The following is a 16,239-nucleotide window of genomic DNA, read 5'->3' as shown; positions in this document are numbered from 1 at the left end:
CGCGGCAGGGTCGTAGCCGTGCGTCATCACCATCGGACAGCGCCTCAGAACGGTAGCCGGCTTTCCAGGTGGTCGCGGCGTTCGGCGTCGCGGAGTGCTTCCCGCTCCCGCCTGTTGCGGGCGCGTTCAGCCCGCCCGCGGACCTGTTTGGCGGCCAGTCGGCTGCGGTAGCGGCGGGGGTTGTCCGCCGGGCCCGATGATGCGTGGACCGGATGGAGCTCGGGCGGCCTGCTCGAACCGGGTCCGACGCAGGTCGGGTCCCACACCCTGGTGCGGGTCCGCAGGATCATGCGCGATCTCGGCGTCAGGAACGGGGACAACCGAACCAGGTCAATCGACCATGACCCGAATTCGGTGACACAGATCACTCGGGGCCATATAGTTACCCAATGCCACTTAGTCATCTAAGTGACAGAGGATGGCAGCGCCGTCTCTATCCCCAACTGAAAAGGACACCGATGAAACCGTTCAGAGGCTCGCGCGTCGCCCAGATGGTGGCCGCATCGATAGCGGTGGTAGCGCTGAGCGCGACAGCCGCATGTAGCAGCGACGACGGCAGTGACGGCTCCGCGTCCGAGAGCGTCGCCGCGCCGGAGGGTTCGTTCCCCGGGAATGCGGCCAGTGGCGAGCCCGTGAAGATCGGTCTCATCAACAACGAAGGCGGGCAGGCCATCTCGATGCCCGAGAACCGGGAATCGGCCGAGGCCGTCGTCCAGTACGCGAACGAGAACCTCGGTGGCATCGGTGGCCGGCCCATCGAACTGGTCACCTGCAAGCAAGGCGAAGACGCCAACCAGGCCCGCGACTGCGCCAACAAGATGGTGGAGGCGAAGGTCTCTGCAGTCCTCATGACCAGCAGCGGCCAGGGAAATTCGATGGTTCCGATCATCACCGGTGCCGGGATCCCCTACGTTTCGGCGGCCGGTCAGGCGTCGTCGGAGCTGACCACTCCGGGCGCCTTCATGTGGACCGCAGGTCTGCCTGGTGCCATGACCTCGATGGCGAAGTACTCCGCCCAACAGGGCATGAAGAACGTGACGGCTTATGTGATCGACGTCCCGGCAGCGACTGCCGGTGTCCAGGCGATGGGCGCACCCGCCTTCCAGGCCGCGGGAGTCAACCTCAAGGTCGTGCCGATCCCGCCGGGCACCCCGGACGCCACCCCGCAGGTGAGTGCCGGGCTGGGAGACAAGCCTGACGGTGTGGTGGTCATCGGTGAATCCACCCTCTGCACATCGGTGTTCAAAGCCTTGAGCACGGTGTCGACAACCGCCGAGAAGATGACCATCCAGCCGTGTTCCGATCCGGCGGTCGTCGAGGCGGTCGGTGCCGAGAACCTCAGCGACACGAAGGTTTCGACCGCTTCGGTCATCAACTCCGATGACCCGGAGACCCAGCTCTACAAGGCGATCATGGCCAAGTACGCGCCCGACACCGACATCGAGGGCTTCGCGATCATCGGCTATCAGGGCATGCTCGGCCTGGTCCGCGCAACCGAGTCGGTGCAGGGCACCGACACCTCACCCGCCGCCCTTACCGCCGCGATCAAGAGCGCCAAGGATGTTCCGCTCCCAGCCGGCTACGGGCTGACGTTCACCTGCGACGGCAAGGCGATGCCGGGCATGCCGTCGGTGTGCGGCAGCGGAGGCATCATCGTCACCTTCAAGGACGGCGAGCTCGTCGACCCGAAGCTCGTCTGAACACGGCGAACGTTCACCACACCCGCACGATGACCGGAAGTCGGTAGATGACCCAAGATATCCAGTTCTTGCTCCTAGGGCTCGGCAACGGCGCTGTCTACGCAGCATTGGCGCTGGCTCTGGTCATGACCTACCGGAGTTCGGGTGTGGTGAACTTCGCCACCGGGGCCATCGCGCTCTACATCGCGTACACGTACGCGTACTTGCGCGATGGTGAACTCCTCATCCCGATCCCGGGATTTCCCAAGACAATTGATCTCGGGGGACCCCTGGGACTGGCGCCCGCCATGGCGATCGCTCTGCTGATCGCCGCCGGGTTGGGCGCTCTCCTATACCTCTGCGTGTTCCGGATGTTGCGGACCGCACCAGCGACGGCCAAGGCGGTGGCGTCGATCGCCGTGATGTCGGTGATCCAGGCCGTGCTCGCCGCGCGGGTGGGCACCAGCCCGGTGTCGGTGGATGCGATCCTGCCCACCGAGATCATCGAGATCGGCGACATCCGGGTCCCGGCTGATCGCGTCTGGATTGCGGCGCTGGTCGTGGTGCTGACGGTGCTGTTGATCCTGGCGTTCCGTCTGACCCGCTTCGGTCTCGCGACCCGAGCGGCCGCCGAATCGGAGAAAGGTGCGATCGTCGCAGGTCTGTCACCTGAACGCATCGCCTACGCCAACTGGGCACTGTCGACGATGATCGCGGGTCTGTCAGGCATCCTCATCGCCCCGATCGTCCCGCTGATCCCGGTGTCCTACACGCTGTTCATCGTGCCGCACTGGCCGCTGCGCTGGTCGGCAACTTCAGTGCGATCGGGCCGGCGGTGGCGGCCGGGCTGGGTATCGGAGTATTGCAGTCGGAGATGACACACCTGCAGGCGACGGTCAGCTGGATGCCGTAATCAGGGATGGCCGAGCTGATACCCCTGGCGATGATCTTGATCTTCCTGGTGCTGCGCGGCAAACCCCTACCCACCCGCGGCGCCATCGTCCAGAACACTCTGGGCGCCGCACCTCGTCCACGAAATCTGTTGCTTCCCAGCATCGCCGGTGTCGTGGTCGCACTCGGGTTCCTGATCTTCACCGAGGGCAGTGTCCGGGGCGCGGTCATTGTCACGTTCACGGTGGCGATCATCGCCCTGTCCCAGGTGGTGGTCACCGGGTTCGCCGGTCAGATCTCATTGGCGCAGTTGACCCTTGCGGGAGTGGCAGCGTTCATGATGTCGCGTCTGACCACCGATTGGGGTGTTCCGTTCCCGATCGCACCGGTGCTGGCGGCCGTGGCGGCGACGGTGGTGGGTGTTGTCGTCGGACTGCCGGCACTGCGTATCCGGGGTCTGCCGGTCGCGGTCGTCACACTCAGTCTCGCGGTGTTCCTGGAGGCGTTCTGGTTCCGCAACAACGAGTTCAACGGAGGAATCGACGGGGCTGCCGTCAAGGATCCGTCGCTGTTCGGCCTGGATCTCGGCATCGGTTCCGGGAACACCTACCCCAACATCGCGTTCGGCGTCCTGTGCCTCATCGTCCTGACGTTGGTCGGCCTGGGTGTCGCCCGGCTGCGGACCAGTCGGTTGGGCGCCTCGATGCTGGCGGTACGCGCGAATGAACGATCGGCCGCGGCGGCCGGAGTGAACGTGTCACGAACGAAGCTGGTGGCGTTCGCCATCGGCGCGTTCATCGCCGGGATCGGCGGCTCACTCATGGCTTATCAGCAGACCGTCGTGGTTCCCGAGTCATATGCCGCCATCGCCGGAATCGGTATGTTCGCACTGGTGTACCTGGCCGGTGTCACCTGTGTCTCCGGCGGCGTTCTCGCGGGGATCATGGGGGCCGGCGGCATCCTGTTCGTCCTGCTCGACCGTGCGGTCAACCTGGGCACGTACTACCACGTCATCACCGGCATCCTCCTGGTCATCACCATCATCGCCAACCCCGAGGGCATCATCTCCGAGGTACACAAGGCGACGAACTGGTTGCGCACCAGGGCCTTTGGCCGCAAGGACACCGTCGCCGAACTCGAACTGGCCATCTCACCCGGCACCGATTCGCCGACTATCGAGGCACCCCGCGCCCCCGGCGAGGTGATCCTGTCGTCGAAGGAGATCGGCGTCCGCTACGGCGGCGTGGCCGCCGTCGACAACGTGTCGTTCGACGTCCGCGAAGGCGAGATCATCGGCCTCATCGGACCCAACGGAGCCGGCAAGACCACCCTCATCGACGCCATCAGCGGATTCGCGGACTCGACCGGCAGTGTGAACCTGGAGGGCCACAGCCTCGACGGGCAGCGCCCCTTCCAGCGCAGCCGCCACGGGTTGGGTCGCACGTTCCAGGGCATCGAACTGTACGACGACCTCTCGGTCCGTGAGAATGTGGCCGTCGGCACCACCGCCGCCCGGCACCGCCCGGACACGGCGACGCTGGGGGAGGACGAGTTGGACCGGCTCTTCGAGTTGTTGCACCTCGTCCCGGTGGTCGATCGGCAGGTGAAGGAACTCTCGCAGGGACAGCGGCAGCTTGTCTCGGTTGCTCGCGCACTTGCCGGGCGTCCGCGGGTGGTCCTCCTCGACGAACCGGCCGCCGGACTCGACAGCACCGAGAGCTTGTGGCTCGGGCACCGGCTCCGAGCGATCCGCGATGCGGGGGTGACCGTCGTGATGATCGACCACGACATGGAACTGGTTCTCGCCGTCTGTGACCGGATCGTCGTTCTCGACCTCGGCAAGGTGATCGCGATCGGAACCCCGGACGAGATCCGTAGCGATCCGACCGTTACCAGCGCCTATCTCGGCGCCACCCACAGCGGAGAGGAGCTGAAGGCATGAGCCCTGTACTCAGCTGCACCGGATTGGACGCCGGATACAACGGTCGGCCGTGCGTTCGCGGATTCGATCTCGAGCTCGGCGCGGGGGAGGTGCTGGCGCTGCTCGGCCCGAACGGGGCAGGCAAGACCACGGTGCTGATGTCGCTGGCCGGCCTGCTGCCGACCTTGGCCGGCACGGTGTTCGTCGACGGACACCAGGTGAAGTCCGGACACGCTCGGAGCGCGGCCAAGGCCGGACTGGTCCTGGTTCCCGACGACCGCTCGTTGTTCACCTCGCTCACCGTCGAGGAGAATCTACGGCTCTCGGTCCGATCGCGACGTTCCTGGCCGGCCGAACGCGATTCGATCCTGGAGACCTTCCCGCAGCTGGCCGACCGGCTCAAGGTGCCGGCCGGGGCGCTGTCGGGAGGTGAGCAACAGATGCTCGCGATCGGGCGGGCTCTCGTTCAGCACCCCAAGGTCCTGCTGATCGATGAGCTCAGCATGGGTCTGGCGCCGGTCATCGTCGAACGTCTCCTACCCGTGGTGCGTGCCGTCGCCGACAGCACCGGCGCTGCGGTCATCCTCGTCGAGCAACATGTCCAGCTCGCCCTCGAGGTCGCGGACACCGCCATGGTCATGCGCCACGGCAACCAGGTGCTCCGAGGCGATGCCGCCGAACTCGCCGCGACGCCCGACGTGATCGAGAACGCGTACATGGGGGAGGCGTTCGCTTCGTCCTGAGCGGAAATCGAACTGCAGGTCAGACCCTTCCGATATCCAGTCCTGAACCGGCCGACTGTCAGGCCGGCTCTAGCGCCCGCTTGGCCTTCTCCAACGCGGCGAGCGTACGCAACACAGAATCGCGCTTGGCGGTCAAGTCGGACACCTTCGCCTTGCCGCTCAAACCGGAATCCTTCTGAGCGACTGCCAGGCGTTCCTCGATCTCGGCGAGCTGTGCCAGCAGGGACTCGGCGCGGTTCATGAGCGCAGCACGGTCGGGTCGGGAGACGTCGGCGGGTCGGGTGCCCCCGGACTTGACGTTCTGCGCCTTGACGGGCGCAGCCTTTCCACCTGTCTTCGTGGCGGTGGACGCGGATCGGGCGACGCCACGCTGCCCGGACCGGGATGCACCACGCGGTGGAGTGTGCGTACGGGTCTGGTTCAGCACCGCCCAGGCCTCGCGAGCTGCGACCCGGTGTTCGCGTTCTTCTTCATCGTCGGACGTCAGCGACCCACCCAGGGGTCGTAGACCATAGAATCCGACGAACTCGCGAGCCGCAGCGATGGTCTGTTCTGCGGTGCGGCAGCGTCCGCATCGCGGTTCCCCGCGGAGTTCCGCGATGTCCTCGCTGGATGAGCACCATACGCATGCGTGGGCAGTGAGATCGGTCACGAGAGTATCGGCAGCAGCGGGATTCACGGGTGAAAAGACTACGGCACAAAGCTTTTCAAATCGAAATCGGGTTCGCCGGCACGAAGGGTCGCAGGTCGACCAGGCCTCCGGCCCCGGAACGATGCCCGACGCGGCAGGACCTTTTCCGTTCTACTGGTGACTTTTGACCCCGCCGTTCTCGTCGGGTTGGTACGACGATGAAGGTTCCGGAGGGGAACTGGCGGCGCCACACCTGGGAGACAACCATGACTGATTCAGTGACCGATGCGACGGCACCGATCGTCGTCGGTGTGGACGGTTCGGACTGCGCTCTGATGGCGGTTCGCTGGGCGGCCGGCGCCGCCGTCCGGGAGAAGCGAGATCTGCGTCTGCTCTCCGCGGTGGGCATCCTGCCCGGCGCATACGCGCCGGCACCGACGATGACTTCCCCGGCTGTGGTGGAGGCCATGCATGCCGGCGCGGCGCGTGCCATCGACGCCGCGACGCAGGTGGCGGCCGACGTCGCCCCGAACGTCGACGTCGAGGGCAAGACCGTGAGCGGATCGGCCACGCTCGCGCTCCGGCACGCGTCTACCTGGGCCCACATGCTTGTCATCGGTAGACGTGGGCTGGGTGGAGTCCGCGGACTGCTCTTCGGATCGGTCAGCAATGACGCGACAGCGCACGCAGAGTGTCCGGTGGTGGTGGTCGGCGGCCCTGCTCCGACGACCGGACCCGTGGTCGTCGGTGTCGACGGGTCTCCTACGTCGACGGCTGCGATCGGCCACGCGTTTCGTCAGGCGGACCTGTTGAAGACGCCTCTGCTCGGGGTGCATGCGTACGGAGGCTCGTCGGGAGCCGCGTTCTACGGCGCGGATCAGAGGACCCTTCGGCAGTTCGAAGACGAAGCCGAAGAGTTGCTGGGTGAACAGCTCGCCGGCTATCCGGAGGACTTTCCGGACGTCAAGATCGAGCGGCGGGTCGGGATCGCTTCACCGGCGGAAGAGATCGTGGACGCCGCACAGTCAGCACAACTGGTCGTGGTGGGAACGCGGGGTCGCGGTGGTTTCCGCGGTCTGCTCTTGGGATCGACCAGCCGGGCGGTCATGGAGGTGGCGCCGTGTCCGGTGATGGTGGTGCACAAGAAGCCCTGACCGGTTGGGAGTCGCCCGAGGTCTTGACTGGTGGGGAGGCGTCTCAGAGGGGAGTGGGAAGATGACCACAACCACGTGGGTCGTGATCGGCTGCGTTATCGTCGCGATCTTGCTCGTGGCCGCCACGGCCATCCGGATCGTTCCCGAGTACCAACGAGGCGTCGTCTTGCGCTTCGGCAAACTCGCCGGCACACGGAAACCAGGACTGCGCCTGATCATCCCCGTCGCCGACCGCATGATCAAGGTCTCCATGCGTGTGGTGACGATGCCGATCCAATCGCAGGGAATCATCACCCGGGACAACGTGAGCGTGGACATCTCCGCGGTCGCCTACTACCGCGTCGTCGACCCGGTGAAGGCGGTGGTCGAAATCGAAGACGTCCATGCGGCGATCAACCAGATCGCCCAGACGACGCTGCGCAAAGTCGTCGGGCAACACTCTCTCGACGATGTGCTCGCACATACCGACTCGATCAACGACGACATCCTTCGCATCCTCGAGATGACCGCGCAGGAATGGGGCGTCGAGGTTCGACTGGTGGAACTCAAGGACATCCAGTTGCCCGGTGGGATGCAACGCGCCATGGCCCGCGAGGCCGAGGCCGAGCGGGAGAAGCGCGCCAAGATCATCGCGGCCGAAGGGGAAGCCGTTGCCGCGCATCAGCTTTCCACCGCAGCGAAGACCATGGCCGAGAACCCGATCGCGCTGCAGCTCCGCAGTCTTCAGACACTTATGGAGATCGGCGTGGAGAAGAACACGACGGTGGTGTTCCCGGCGCCGCTGATGGCCTCGCTCGCCGATCTGACCGCCTTCTTGTCCCGCGAGAACGACGCACGAGACGCTCCCGGATTGCGCGGAGACGGCTCGGACAAATCTGACACGGTCGACAGCACCATCTCGTCCGGACCATTCGTCTGACGTCCACCCTGCGTGGCGATCTTCTCCTTCGTCACAGACCGGTCGGGTACGTCTCGGGGTGTTGACTCTCCTCCCACATACTGAAGGGTTCGAGGGGACGTATCGCTTCTGTCCGATCGAGATGAATGTACGCGTCGAACTGTTCGGGAACACGGACGTGGAAGTAGTGGCTCTGGCGTTCGGTTTCCGGCAGGTAGATCACACCGATTGCGCGAGCAAGGCGAATCGAGTCGACCGAATCGGCCGCTCCGGTCGCCTGCGACGACCAGAAGAACGACTGCACTCCTGCCTGGTGGAAGGCTTCCTCGACGCTACCGGGGAGTGCTCGGCGAATCGTCATGCGTCGAGCCGGTCCGCCCCATTCGTCTGCGGCGGTGACGGTTCCTTCGAATGTCGAGAATCCGATGAGCCGACAGCGTCGCCCATACCGTTCACGCACCAGCTGCCCCAGGGTCAGCTGACCGTCGGCTCCGACTTCGGTCGCCCGTGCATCGCCCACGTGCGAGTTGTGTGCCCACACCACGATCTTCGCCGGGCTGGACGAACGTGAAGACAGATGTTCGGCGAGCGCGTCGAGGGTTTCGGCCATGTGGCGGTCGCGCACGTTCCAGGACGTGACCCGACCCCGGAACATGGTGCGGTAGTAGAGTTCGGCGTCCTTCACCGCCACGGCATTCCGCCGGGCACAGAACAGTTCATCGGCCTCCGCGCCGTCGCCGCGGAGACGTTCCAGGGTCGCGGCGTACATCTCGACCAGTTGGGTGACGACCTGCTGTTCGCAGGACTGTCCTGCACCGAACGCAGCCGCGTACCCGTATGCCTGTCCATCCGCAGCCGTGGAGTGATCGAAGCATGCGTATCGCGCGCGAGCACGCCGGGCCGCCTCGCGATCGACAGTGTCCAGGTAGGCGATCACATCCTGCATCGAGCGGTGCAGACTGTAGAGGTCGAGCCCGTAGAAACCGACGCGGTCCAGATCCTGTGCTCGGCCCGCGTTGTATCGATGCAGCCAGTCGACGAAGTCCTTGACCACGGTATTTCGCCACATCCACGCCGGGAACCGTTCGAACCCCGACAGCGCCTCGTCGGTGGATCCGTCACTTCCCGTCCCCTGGACCCAGCGATTGACTCGGTAGGCGTCGGGCCAGTCGGCCTCCGCAGCCACAGCCGTGAAGCCTTTGTTCTCGATGAGCCACCGGGTGATTCGAGCGCGGGAGTCATAGAACTCTTCGGTGCCGTGAGAGCTCTCGCCGATGAGTACGAATTCCGCGTCGCCGATGAAGTCGTCCAGCACTGCATCCGGCGGGACACCGTATCTGCACTCGATCGCCGATCGCGCGACGACTTCCGCCAGGGTTTGTTCGTGTGGAAGTTCTGAGGGCGTGGTGGTGGGTGTGGACAGTAGGGTTCGGACCTCGTCGTCGGGCACCTGCGGGAAGGTCCGGTATGACTGGCCGACGGCTGCGAACAGTGTTGGCATGGAGGCACAGACGACTTCGTCGACCGCACCGGCGAGTGCGAGACAGGTGGATTCGGGGGCCACCGGGACCGCGATGATGATCGCGGCCGGCTCGCGTTCGCGTAGCGCACTCACCGCTGCACGCATGCTGGCTCCGGTCGCCAGTCCGTCATCGACGAGGATGACGGTCGTGCCTGCGATCTCCAGCGGCGGACGAGCCCCTCGGTACAGCCTCTCTCGCTTCTCGAGCGTGCGGGTCTCTCGTTCGACCACGGTCCGCAACTGTTCTTGGGTGACTCGGCCGGCTCGCACCACGTCGTCGTCGAGCACGATGCGTCCGCCGGCTGCGATTGCCCCGAAGGCGAACTCTTCGTTCCCGGGCAGTCCCAGTTTGCGCACGACGAACACGTCCAACGGCAGTCGAAGCGATGCGGCGACCTCGAAGGCGACCGGAACTCCACCGCGGGCCAGGCCGAGGACGACGACGTCGTCGTGATCGCGGAAACCGGACAGCAGCTCGGCGAGGGCGCGCCCGGCCTCCCGACGGTCACGAAACAGCTGCGGTGCCGTCGTTTTCGCTGTCACCGGCGTGTTCATCGTCTGATCTCCTGTGCGTAGCGAACGACATCGGCGACGGTTCGGAGCTTGGCGTAGTCCTCTTCGGGCACATCGACCCCGAGTCTCTTCTTGATGCCGGTCAAGAAGCTCAACCAGTCCATCGAGTCCAGGTCGGCTTGTTCGCGAATGGGCTCGTCGAAAGCGAGATCCCCGTCGGATAATTCGGGTGCCACCTCGAGCAGTGCGTCCACGACCGCGGTGGTGGTCGTCTCATCGTCCATGGTTGCTCCTCACAGTTCGTGCGGCCGCAGCAGCAGTTCTCGGATGGTGGAGAGAAACTTTGCGCCTTGGCGTCCGTCGCTGGCTCGGTGGTCGGCTGAGAGCGAGACGGTGACCACCGGGATGGGTTTGATCTCGCCGTCGACGATCCAGGGACGCTGGGTCATCGTGCCCACGCCGACCAGCGCGACCTGCGGTGGATAGATCGCGCCGAAGACGGCCTCGACGCCGTTGTCGCCGAGGTTGGTCACCGTGATGGTCGAGTCCGTGAACTCGGAGCTGCGCAGCTTAACGCTGCGGGTACGCGCCACCAGGTCGACGAGATCGGACTGCAGGGTGTCGAGAGACTTGTCGGGCACGTCATGGATCGCGGGTGCGATCAGTCCGCCGCCCCGTAACGCGATCGCGACTCCCACGTGGACGCGTGTTTGCGTCGTGAACTCGTCGTCGGTCCAGAATCCGTTCATCGCCGGACATTTGCGCGCGGCTACGGCCACGGCCTTCAAGATCAGGACGGCCGGGAGAAGACGCTCTTCGACCGGGTGTTGGGCGTTGCGTTCGGACAACCACCTCGACGCCGTCTCCATCGGAATCGTCTCGGCGAGGTAGTAGTGCGGTATCTCCCTTTTGGACCGGCTCATCGCCGCAGCGATGGTGCGACGCATTTCTCGTGCTCGACTGTCGGGGGATCGACTGTCGGGCGCAGTGGTTCGGGCATGCTGCTCGACGTCGTCCAGTGTTATCGCGCCTCCGGGTCCGGTGCCGCGCAAGCGGTCGGGATCGAGTCCGAGCTCTCGCGCACGACGCCGGGCGGCGGGGGAGATGCGTACTCGGTTCGGCGCCACGGGGCCGGTCGGGGCCGCGCCAGTGGTCGTATGTGGGACGGAGGGTGCGGCCGGCCCGGTCGACGGGGTGGTTCGAGCGGTCACCAGATCCGGTTCGGCAGGTGCTGCGGGTGGGGGCGTCGACGATGGCGCCCCGGCATCGCCTTGCGCTGGTTGTTTCACCGTGGACGGTGTCTCGCCCGGTTCGTAGAAGGTGGCCATCACCGTTCCGACCGGGATGGTCTCGCCGACTTCGACTTTCAGCTCGGCGACGGTGCCGTCGTGCCAGGTTTCCACCTCGATTGCGGATTTGGTGGTCTCCACTTCGGCGACGACTTGCCCCTTCTGAACCGTGTCTCCGGGGGCGATCTGCCACTCGGTGAGCTTCGCCTCGTCCATGTCGGCACCGAGTGAGGGAAGCCGGAACTCGATCACGGTGCCTCACCTACTCCGATCCCATGACGGAGCGCACCGCGGCTTCGATTGTCTCTCGTCGTGGGAGTGCGGCCTGTTCGAGTTGGCGCGCGTAGGGGATGGGTACCTCGGCGGTGCAGACACGTGCGGGAGGTGCATCGAGGTCGTAGAAGGCCTGCTCGACGAGTTGGGCCATCACTTCACCGGCGAGACTGCCGCTGCGCCACCCTTCGTCGACGATCACCGCCCGGTGGGTTCGCGTCACCGACGCCACGACCGTCGCCATGTCGAGCGGTCTGAGTATTCTCAGATCGACAACTTCACAGCTGATCCCGTTCTCGGCAAGCTGGTCGGCGGCATCCATTGTCTTGGGCAAGGACCCTCCGTAGGTGATCAGGGTGAGGTCGGTGCCCGGTCGCCGGACGGCTGCCGAGGTGATGTCGACATCGAGCGGGTCCTCGAGATCGTCGGCGAGGTTGTAGAGCTGTGCATGTTCGAATATGACGACCGGATCGGGATCTGCCAGGGCAGGTGCGAGCATCCCGCGTGCATCGGCAACGGTCGACGGCGCGAGGACGGTGATGCCCGGGATGTGTGCGTACCAGTTCTCGAAACTGTGGGAGTGTTGGGCAGCGAGCTGACGGCCGGCACCCGTGGACATCCGGATCACGAGCGGGACGGAGAACTGCCCCCCGGACATGTGCCGCAACGCCGCTGCGGTGTTCACCAGCTGATCGAGTGACAGCAGACTGAAGTTGACCGTCATGACCTCGACGATGGGGCGCAAACCGTTCAAAGCGGCGCCGACGCCGACGCCGACGAAACCGAGTTCGGACAGCGGTGCATCCCGAATCCGTTCTGGTCCGAACTCTTCGAGTAGCCCTTTCGTGACCGCGTAGGTACCGCCGTAGCGACCCACGTCCTCACCCATCACGAAGACACGGTCGTCGGAGAGAAGCGCCTCTCGATGGGCGTCGCGAAGGGCACCTCGATACGTGGTCTTCACAGCCTCTCCTCGGCGTGTGGCGTGGAAACATCACGCAGGAGGTCATCGACGGGTTCAAGGGTGCCCTTCTCCGCGAACGCCACCGCCGCGTCGACCTCCGCTTCGGCCCGGGTCTTGATCGCCGAGACCTGGTCGTCGGTGAGAAGATCCAACTCCTGCAGCCGTGCGGTGAAGGTCGATATCGGGTCCTTCTTCTTCCATTCGTCCACCTCGGCCTTGTCCCGGTAGAGATCGGGATCGAACATCGAATGCGCGCGGAACCGGTAGGTCAGGAACTCGATGAAGTACGGCCCGCCGGTATCGCGGACATATTCCGCGCCGTGGTCTGCGGCCTCGTGACAGGCCATCACGTCCATACCGTCCACCTGGACAGTGGGCAGGTTGTAGGCCGCGGCCTTGGCCCGTAGATCGGTTTGTGACTGCGCCCGTTCGAGAGCTGTTCCCATCGCGTACCGGTTGTTCTCGCAGCAGAAGAGTATCGGCAGATTCCAGAGTGCCGCCATGTTGACGGATTCGTGGAAGGCGCCTTCGGCGACAGCGCCGTCACCGAAGAAGCACGCCGTCACCCGCGTGCGTCCGTGAATCGCCTCCGCCAAGGCGATTCCGACCGCGAGCGGTAGCCCTCCGGCCACGATGGCGTTGCCACCGAAGAATCGGGTGCCAGAGTCGAACAGGTGCATCGACCCACCGCGTCCGCGTGAGCATCCCTCCTGCTTGCCGAACATCTCCGCCATGATCGCGGTCATGGGTACGCCGTGGATCAATGCATGACCGTGCTCGCGGTACGTTGCAACCACCGCTTCGTCGTCGGTCAAGGCTCGTAGTGCTCCGACCGCGACGGCTTCCTGTCCCACGTACAAGTGCAGGAAGCCACGAATCTTGGTGGCTCCGTACAGTTCTGCTGCGCGTTCCTCCATGCTGCGAATGCGAACCATGTCGCAGAGGAGCCCGTGGAGGAAGTCCTGGCGATAAGCGCGGATCGCTGACGGGCTGCTCATGATTTCGCCTCGGATGTCGGAATGTGACCGTCGGACTCCAACGTCGACAAGTCGCCCTCGGGCAGTCCGAGTTCGCGGGCGCGTACCAGTCGTCGCATGATCTTGCCGCTGCGGGTGTGCGGTAGCGCCGCGGCGTACTCGACGTCTTTGGGGGCGACCGCCGCCCCCAGTTTCTTGCGTGCGTGCCCGAGAAGCTCACGACGCAGTGCGTCGTCGAATTCATATCCGTGCTTCAGGGTGACGAACGCCTTGACCATTTCGCCGGTCACCGGAGAGGGCACGCCGATCACCGCGGCCTCGGCCACTGCGGGATGCTCCATCAGCACGTTCTCCACCTCGAACGGGCCGATCAGGTGTCCGGCGGATTTGATGACGTCGTCGGCACGTCCGACGAACCAGTAGTAGCCGTCGGCGTCTCTGGTGGCGAGGTCCCCGGTGAGGTACAGATCGTCGACGAAGCAGTCCCGGTAGCGTTCGGCGTTGTTCAGGTAACTGCGGAACATCGACGGCCACCCTGCGCGAAGGGCCAGTTCCCCGACCTGGTCCGGGGTATCGATGACGGTGACGCGGTGGTCTGCGCTTCGTTGCACGAGGCACGCGTCGACGCCCGGTAGCGGCCGTCCCATCGATCCCGGTTTGATGTCGAAAGCCGCCGTGTTGGCGATCATGATGCCGCCGGTCTCGGTTTGCCACCAGTTGTCATGGATCGGCAGCCCGAGGACGTCGCGTCCCCACCACACCGCCTCGGGATTCAGCGGTTCGCCCACGCTGGCGACAAACCGCAGGTCGGGGTGTGAGAATTTTCGAGCCAGATCCTCTCCGGCCCTCATCAGCATGCGGATCGCCGTCGGCGCGGTGTACCACACCGACACCTTCTCCTGCTCGAGGATCCGGTACCAACGCTCGGCATCGAAGTCCTCGGGATCGACTATCGAGGTGATGCCGTGGAGTAGTGGTGCGATGATTCCGTATGACGTGCCGGTGACCCAGCCGGGGTCGGCGGTGCACCAGTAGATGTCGTCTGGGTGCAGGTCGAGTGCGTAGAGGCCGGTTGCGTAGTGGGTCGCGAGGGCGCCGTGAACGTGGACTGCACCCTTGGGAGTTCCGGTCGTCCCGCTGGTGAAATGCAGCAGCGCTGGATCGTCTTCGGTGGTCGGGGTCAAGTCGGCGTCATCGGAGGCCGCGGCCATGAGCTCGCTGAAGCTTTCTGTTCCGGAAACCGGAGCGGCCGAACCAGATTCGCCTATGACGATAACCCGGCGCAGAGTCGGCATCGTGTCGCGGATCGCTGCCAGCTTCTTGCGATACAGCGACTCGGTGATGAGCAGGACTGCGCCACCGCCGAGCCGGATCCGGGTGGCGATCGGCTCCGGTCCGAACGCGGAGAACAGGGGAGAGACGATCGTGCCGTTGCGGAGAGCGCCCATCACCCCGGCATAGAGTTCCGGGCCGCGGGCGGCGACGACGAACATGACGTCGCCCTTGCCGATGCCGAGTTCGCGGAGCACGCTGGTGAACCGCCGGGCCGAGTGCGCCAGCTGGTCATAGGACAGATCCACACTGCCGATCGTGCCGGTCGTGGTCGGGGATCCCATGAACCGTAGCGCCGTGCGAGCGCCGGCCTCGCCGTCGGCGTGGCGGTCGACCGCGGTGTAGGCGATGTTGCACCCGCCGTCGGGGGTTCGCAGCAGGGGGTCTGACCGCGCCCAGCTGAACGTTGCGCGCGTGGCCTGGTAGTCGTCGAAATTGGGGCGCACCAGCAGCTCCGCCGGCGTTTTGCGGATGATCTCGGTGGCGGCGTGCGGAGCGGCCGGCTGTTGGGTCATCGTGACGCTCTGGTCGGCGAACCGTCGGCGTTCGGAGCGGCTTCGGGAATGTCGAGGGCGGCTGTGAGACCGGTGACCGCGCCTCCGTCGACGATGAACTCTGCGCCGGTGGAATATGTCGCCTCGGTGACGATGAACCGGATCATCCGCGCGACTTCATCTGCCTCTCCGTATCGAGGGATCGGCTGATTCATCGTGAGCTCGTCGCCGAGCCCTTCGGTCATCGGGGTGCGGATCGGTCCGGGGTGTACCGAACAGACGCGGATGCCGTCGGCGCTGAGGTCGAGTGAGGCAGCCTTGGTGAGTCCCCGCAGCCCCCACTTGCTCGCGACGTAGCCGGCGAGGTTCGGATAACCCATCAGTCCTGCTGTCGACGACACGTTGACGATCACCCCCGATCCGCTGCGCCGCAGTTGATCGGCGGCCAGGTGCATACCGAGGTAGGGGCCGACCAGGTTGACCTCGAGAATGCGATGAAACTGATCGGGGGTGAAGGTCTCGATGCTGCCGAAGTCGAGAATTCCGGCATTGTTGATCAGAGCGGTCAGGACCCCGGCACGTTCCTCGGTTCTGGAAAGGACGGCTTGCCAATTGTTCGCGTCTGTGACGTCCAGATGCTCGAACATCGCTGTGGGACCGATCGATTCGGCAACGGAATGACCATCGAGAATGTCCGCGATGACCACGGTCATCCCTGCTGAGGCCAACGCACGCGCGGTCGCTTCACCGATTCCACGGGCGCCGCCGGTGATCAGAGCGACTCCGGTGTCGGGCTGGTGGTTCTCTGCCATGATTCGCGGCTTTCGTCGGGTGTGGAGAAGGCCCTCATCACCATTCGACTCCACGAATCCACCCGCCTCTAGTGTCCAATGGCCCACACTCGTGTGGCCAACGTCGGAGATCGAATCTTATGCCGCTTTCGGGTGGTTCGTACTAT

The 16,239-nt window shown here is 65.1% G+C and carries 13 protein-coding genes and 1 pseudogene; 5 read left to right on the top strand and 9 right to left on the bottom strand.

Annotated features, from left to right (window positions below; genetic code table 11):
• Window positions 1-44: 44 nt before the first annotated feature.
• On the bottom strand, window positions 45-290 hold the full coding sequence (locus tag GOAMI_RS06350; RefSeq protein ID WP_006435593.1) for a hypothetical protein: 246 nt from the start codon (window positions 288-290) through the stop codon (window positions 45-47).
• A 168-nt stretch (window positions 291-458) separates the two neighbouring features.
• On the opposite strand from GOAMI_RS06350, the gene GOAMI_RS06345 reads away from it, so the two are divergent.
• The 3 genes and pseudogenes from GOAMI_RS06345 (at window position 459) to GOAMI_RS06335 (ending at window position 5,234) form a co-directional block, all read left to right on the top strand.
• Window positions 459-1,700 carry an ABC transporter substrate-binding protein gene (locus tag GOAMI_RS06345; RefSeq protein WP_006435592.1) on the top strand — a complete coding sequence of 414 codons (1,242 nt, stop codon included), beginning with the start codon at window positions 459-461 and terminating at the stop codon, window positions 1,698-1,700.
• Window positions 1,701-1,747: 47 nt separating this feature from the next.
• Window positions 1,748-4,512 (top strand): annotated as a pseudogene (locus GOAMI_RS06340) (ABC transporter permease subunit).
• Window positions 4,509-5,234 (top strand): ABC transporter ATP-binding protein, encoded by a 726-nt coding sequence (locus GOAMI_RS06335; RefSeq protein WP_006435589.1) that lies wholly within the window; start codon window positions 4,509-4,511, stop codon window positions 5,232-5,234. The pseudogene GOAMI_RS06340 and the gene GOAMI_RS06335 overlap by 4 nt, the downstream one beginning before the upstream one ends.
• Before the next feature lie 58 nt (window positions 5,235-5,292).
• On the opposite strand, the gene GOAMI_RS06330 is transcribed toward GOAMI_RS06335, so the two are convergent.
• Window positions 5,293-5,886: a hypothetical protein gene (locus tag GOAMI_RS06330; RefSeq protein ID WP_040004606.1), complete on the bottom strand. Its 594-nt coding sequence runs from the start codon at window positions 5,884-5,886 to the stop codon at window positions 5,293-5,295.
• A 245-nt stretch (window positions 5,887-6,131) separates the two neighbouring features.
• On the opposite strand from GOAMI_RS06330, the gene GOAMI_RS06325 reads away from it, so the two are divergent.
• Entirely contained in the window at window positions 6,132-7,019 is an 888-nt protein-coding gene (locus GOAMI_RS06325) for a universal stress protein (RefSeq protein ID WP_174324709.1), read from the top strand.
• A gap of 61 nt (window positions 7,020-7,080) precedes the next feature.
• On the top strand, window positions 7,081-7,938 hold the full coding sequence (locus tag GOAMI_RS06320; RefSeq protein WP_006435586.1) for a slipin family protein: 858 nt from the start codon (window positions 7,081-7,083) through the stop codon (window positions 7,936-7,938).
• Window positions 7,939-7,969: 31 nt separating this feature from the next.
• Here the strand turns inward: GOAMI_RS06320 and GOAMI_RS06315 are convergent, their stop codons facing one another.
• From GOAMI_RS06315 to GOAMI_RS06285, 7 genes are read right to left on the bottom strand one after another with little or no spacing between them, the layout of a single operon-like run.
• The gene (locus GOAMI_RS06315; protein ID WP_006435585.1) at window positions 7,970-9,994 is read right to left on the bottom strand and encodes an erythromycin esterase family protein; all 2,025 of its coding nucleotides are present in this window, start codon (window positions 9,992-9,994) and stop codon (window positions 7,970-7,972) included.
• Entirely contained in the window at window positions 9,991-10,236 is a 246-nt protein-coding gene (locus GOAMI_RS06310; RefSeq protein WP_006435584.1) for an acyl carrier protein, read from the bottom strand. The genes GOAMI_RS06315 and GOAMI_RS06310 overlap by 4 nt, the downstream gene beginning before the upstream one ends.
• 9 nt (window positions 10,237-10,245) lie before the next feature.
• A complete protein-coding gene (locus GOAMI_RS06305) occupies window positions 10,246-11,493 on the bottom strand; it encodes a dihydrolipoamide acetyltransferase family protein (RefSeq protein WP_006435583.1) in 1,248 nt (415 codons plus the stop codon).
• Window positions 11,494-11,503: 10 nt separating this feature from the next.
• The gene (locus GOAMI_RS06300; RefSeq protein WP_006435582.1) at window positions 11,504-12,478 is read right to left on the bottom strand and encodes an alpha-ketoacid dehydrogenase subunit beta; all 975 of its coding nucleotides are present in this window, start codon (window positions 12,476-12,478) and stop codon (window positions 11,504-11,506) included.
• Window positions 12,475-13,476: a pyruvate dehydrogenase (acetyl-transferring) E1 component subunit alpha gene (pdhA, locus tag GOAMI_RS06295; RefSeq protein WP_006435581.1), complete on the bottom strand. Its 1,002-nt coding sequence runs from the start codon at window positions 13,474-13,476 to the stop codon at window positions 12,475-12,477. The genes GOAMI_RS06300 and pdhA overlap by 4 nt, the downstream gene beginning before the upstream one ends.
• Window positions 13,473-15,302, bottom strand: a complete 1,830-nt coding sequence (acsA, locus tag GOAMI_RS06290) for an acetate--CoA ligase (RefSeq protein ID WP_006435580.1) — start codon at window positions 15,300-15,302, stop codon at window positions 13,473-13,475. The genes pdhA and acsA overlap by 4 nt, the downstream gene beginning before the upstream one ends.
• Window positions 15,299-16,093, bottom strand: a complete 795-nt coding sequence (locus GOAMI_RS06285) for an SDR family NAD(P)-dependent oxidoreductase (RefSeq protein ID WP_006435579.1) — start codon at window positions 16,091-16,093, stop codon at window positions 15,299-15,301. The genes acsA and GOAMI_RS06285 overlap by 4 nt, the downstream gene beginning before the upstream one ends.
• Window positions 16,094-16,239 lie beyond the last annotated feature (146 nt).

This window comes from Gordonia amicalis NBRC 100051 = JCM 11271, from assembly GCF_000332995.1.
Lineage (GTDB): Bacteria > Actinomycetota > Actinomycetes > Mycobacteriales > Mycobacteriaceae > Gordonia > Gordonia amicalis.
This window is presented reverse-complemented; position numbering and strand designations above follow the sequence as displayed.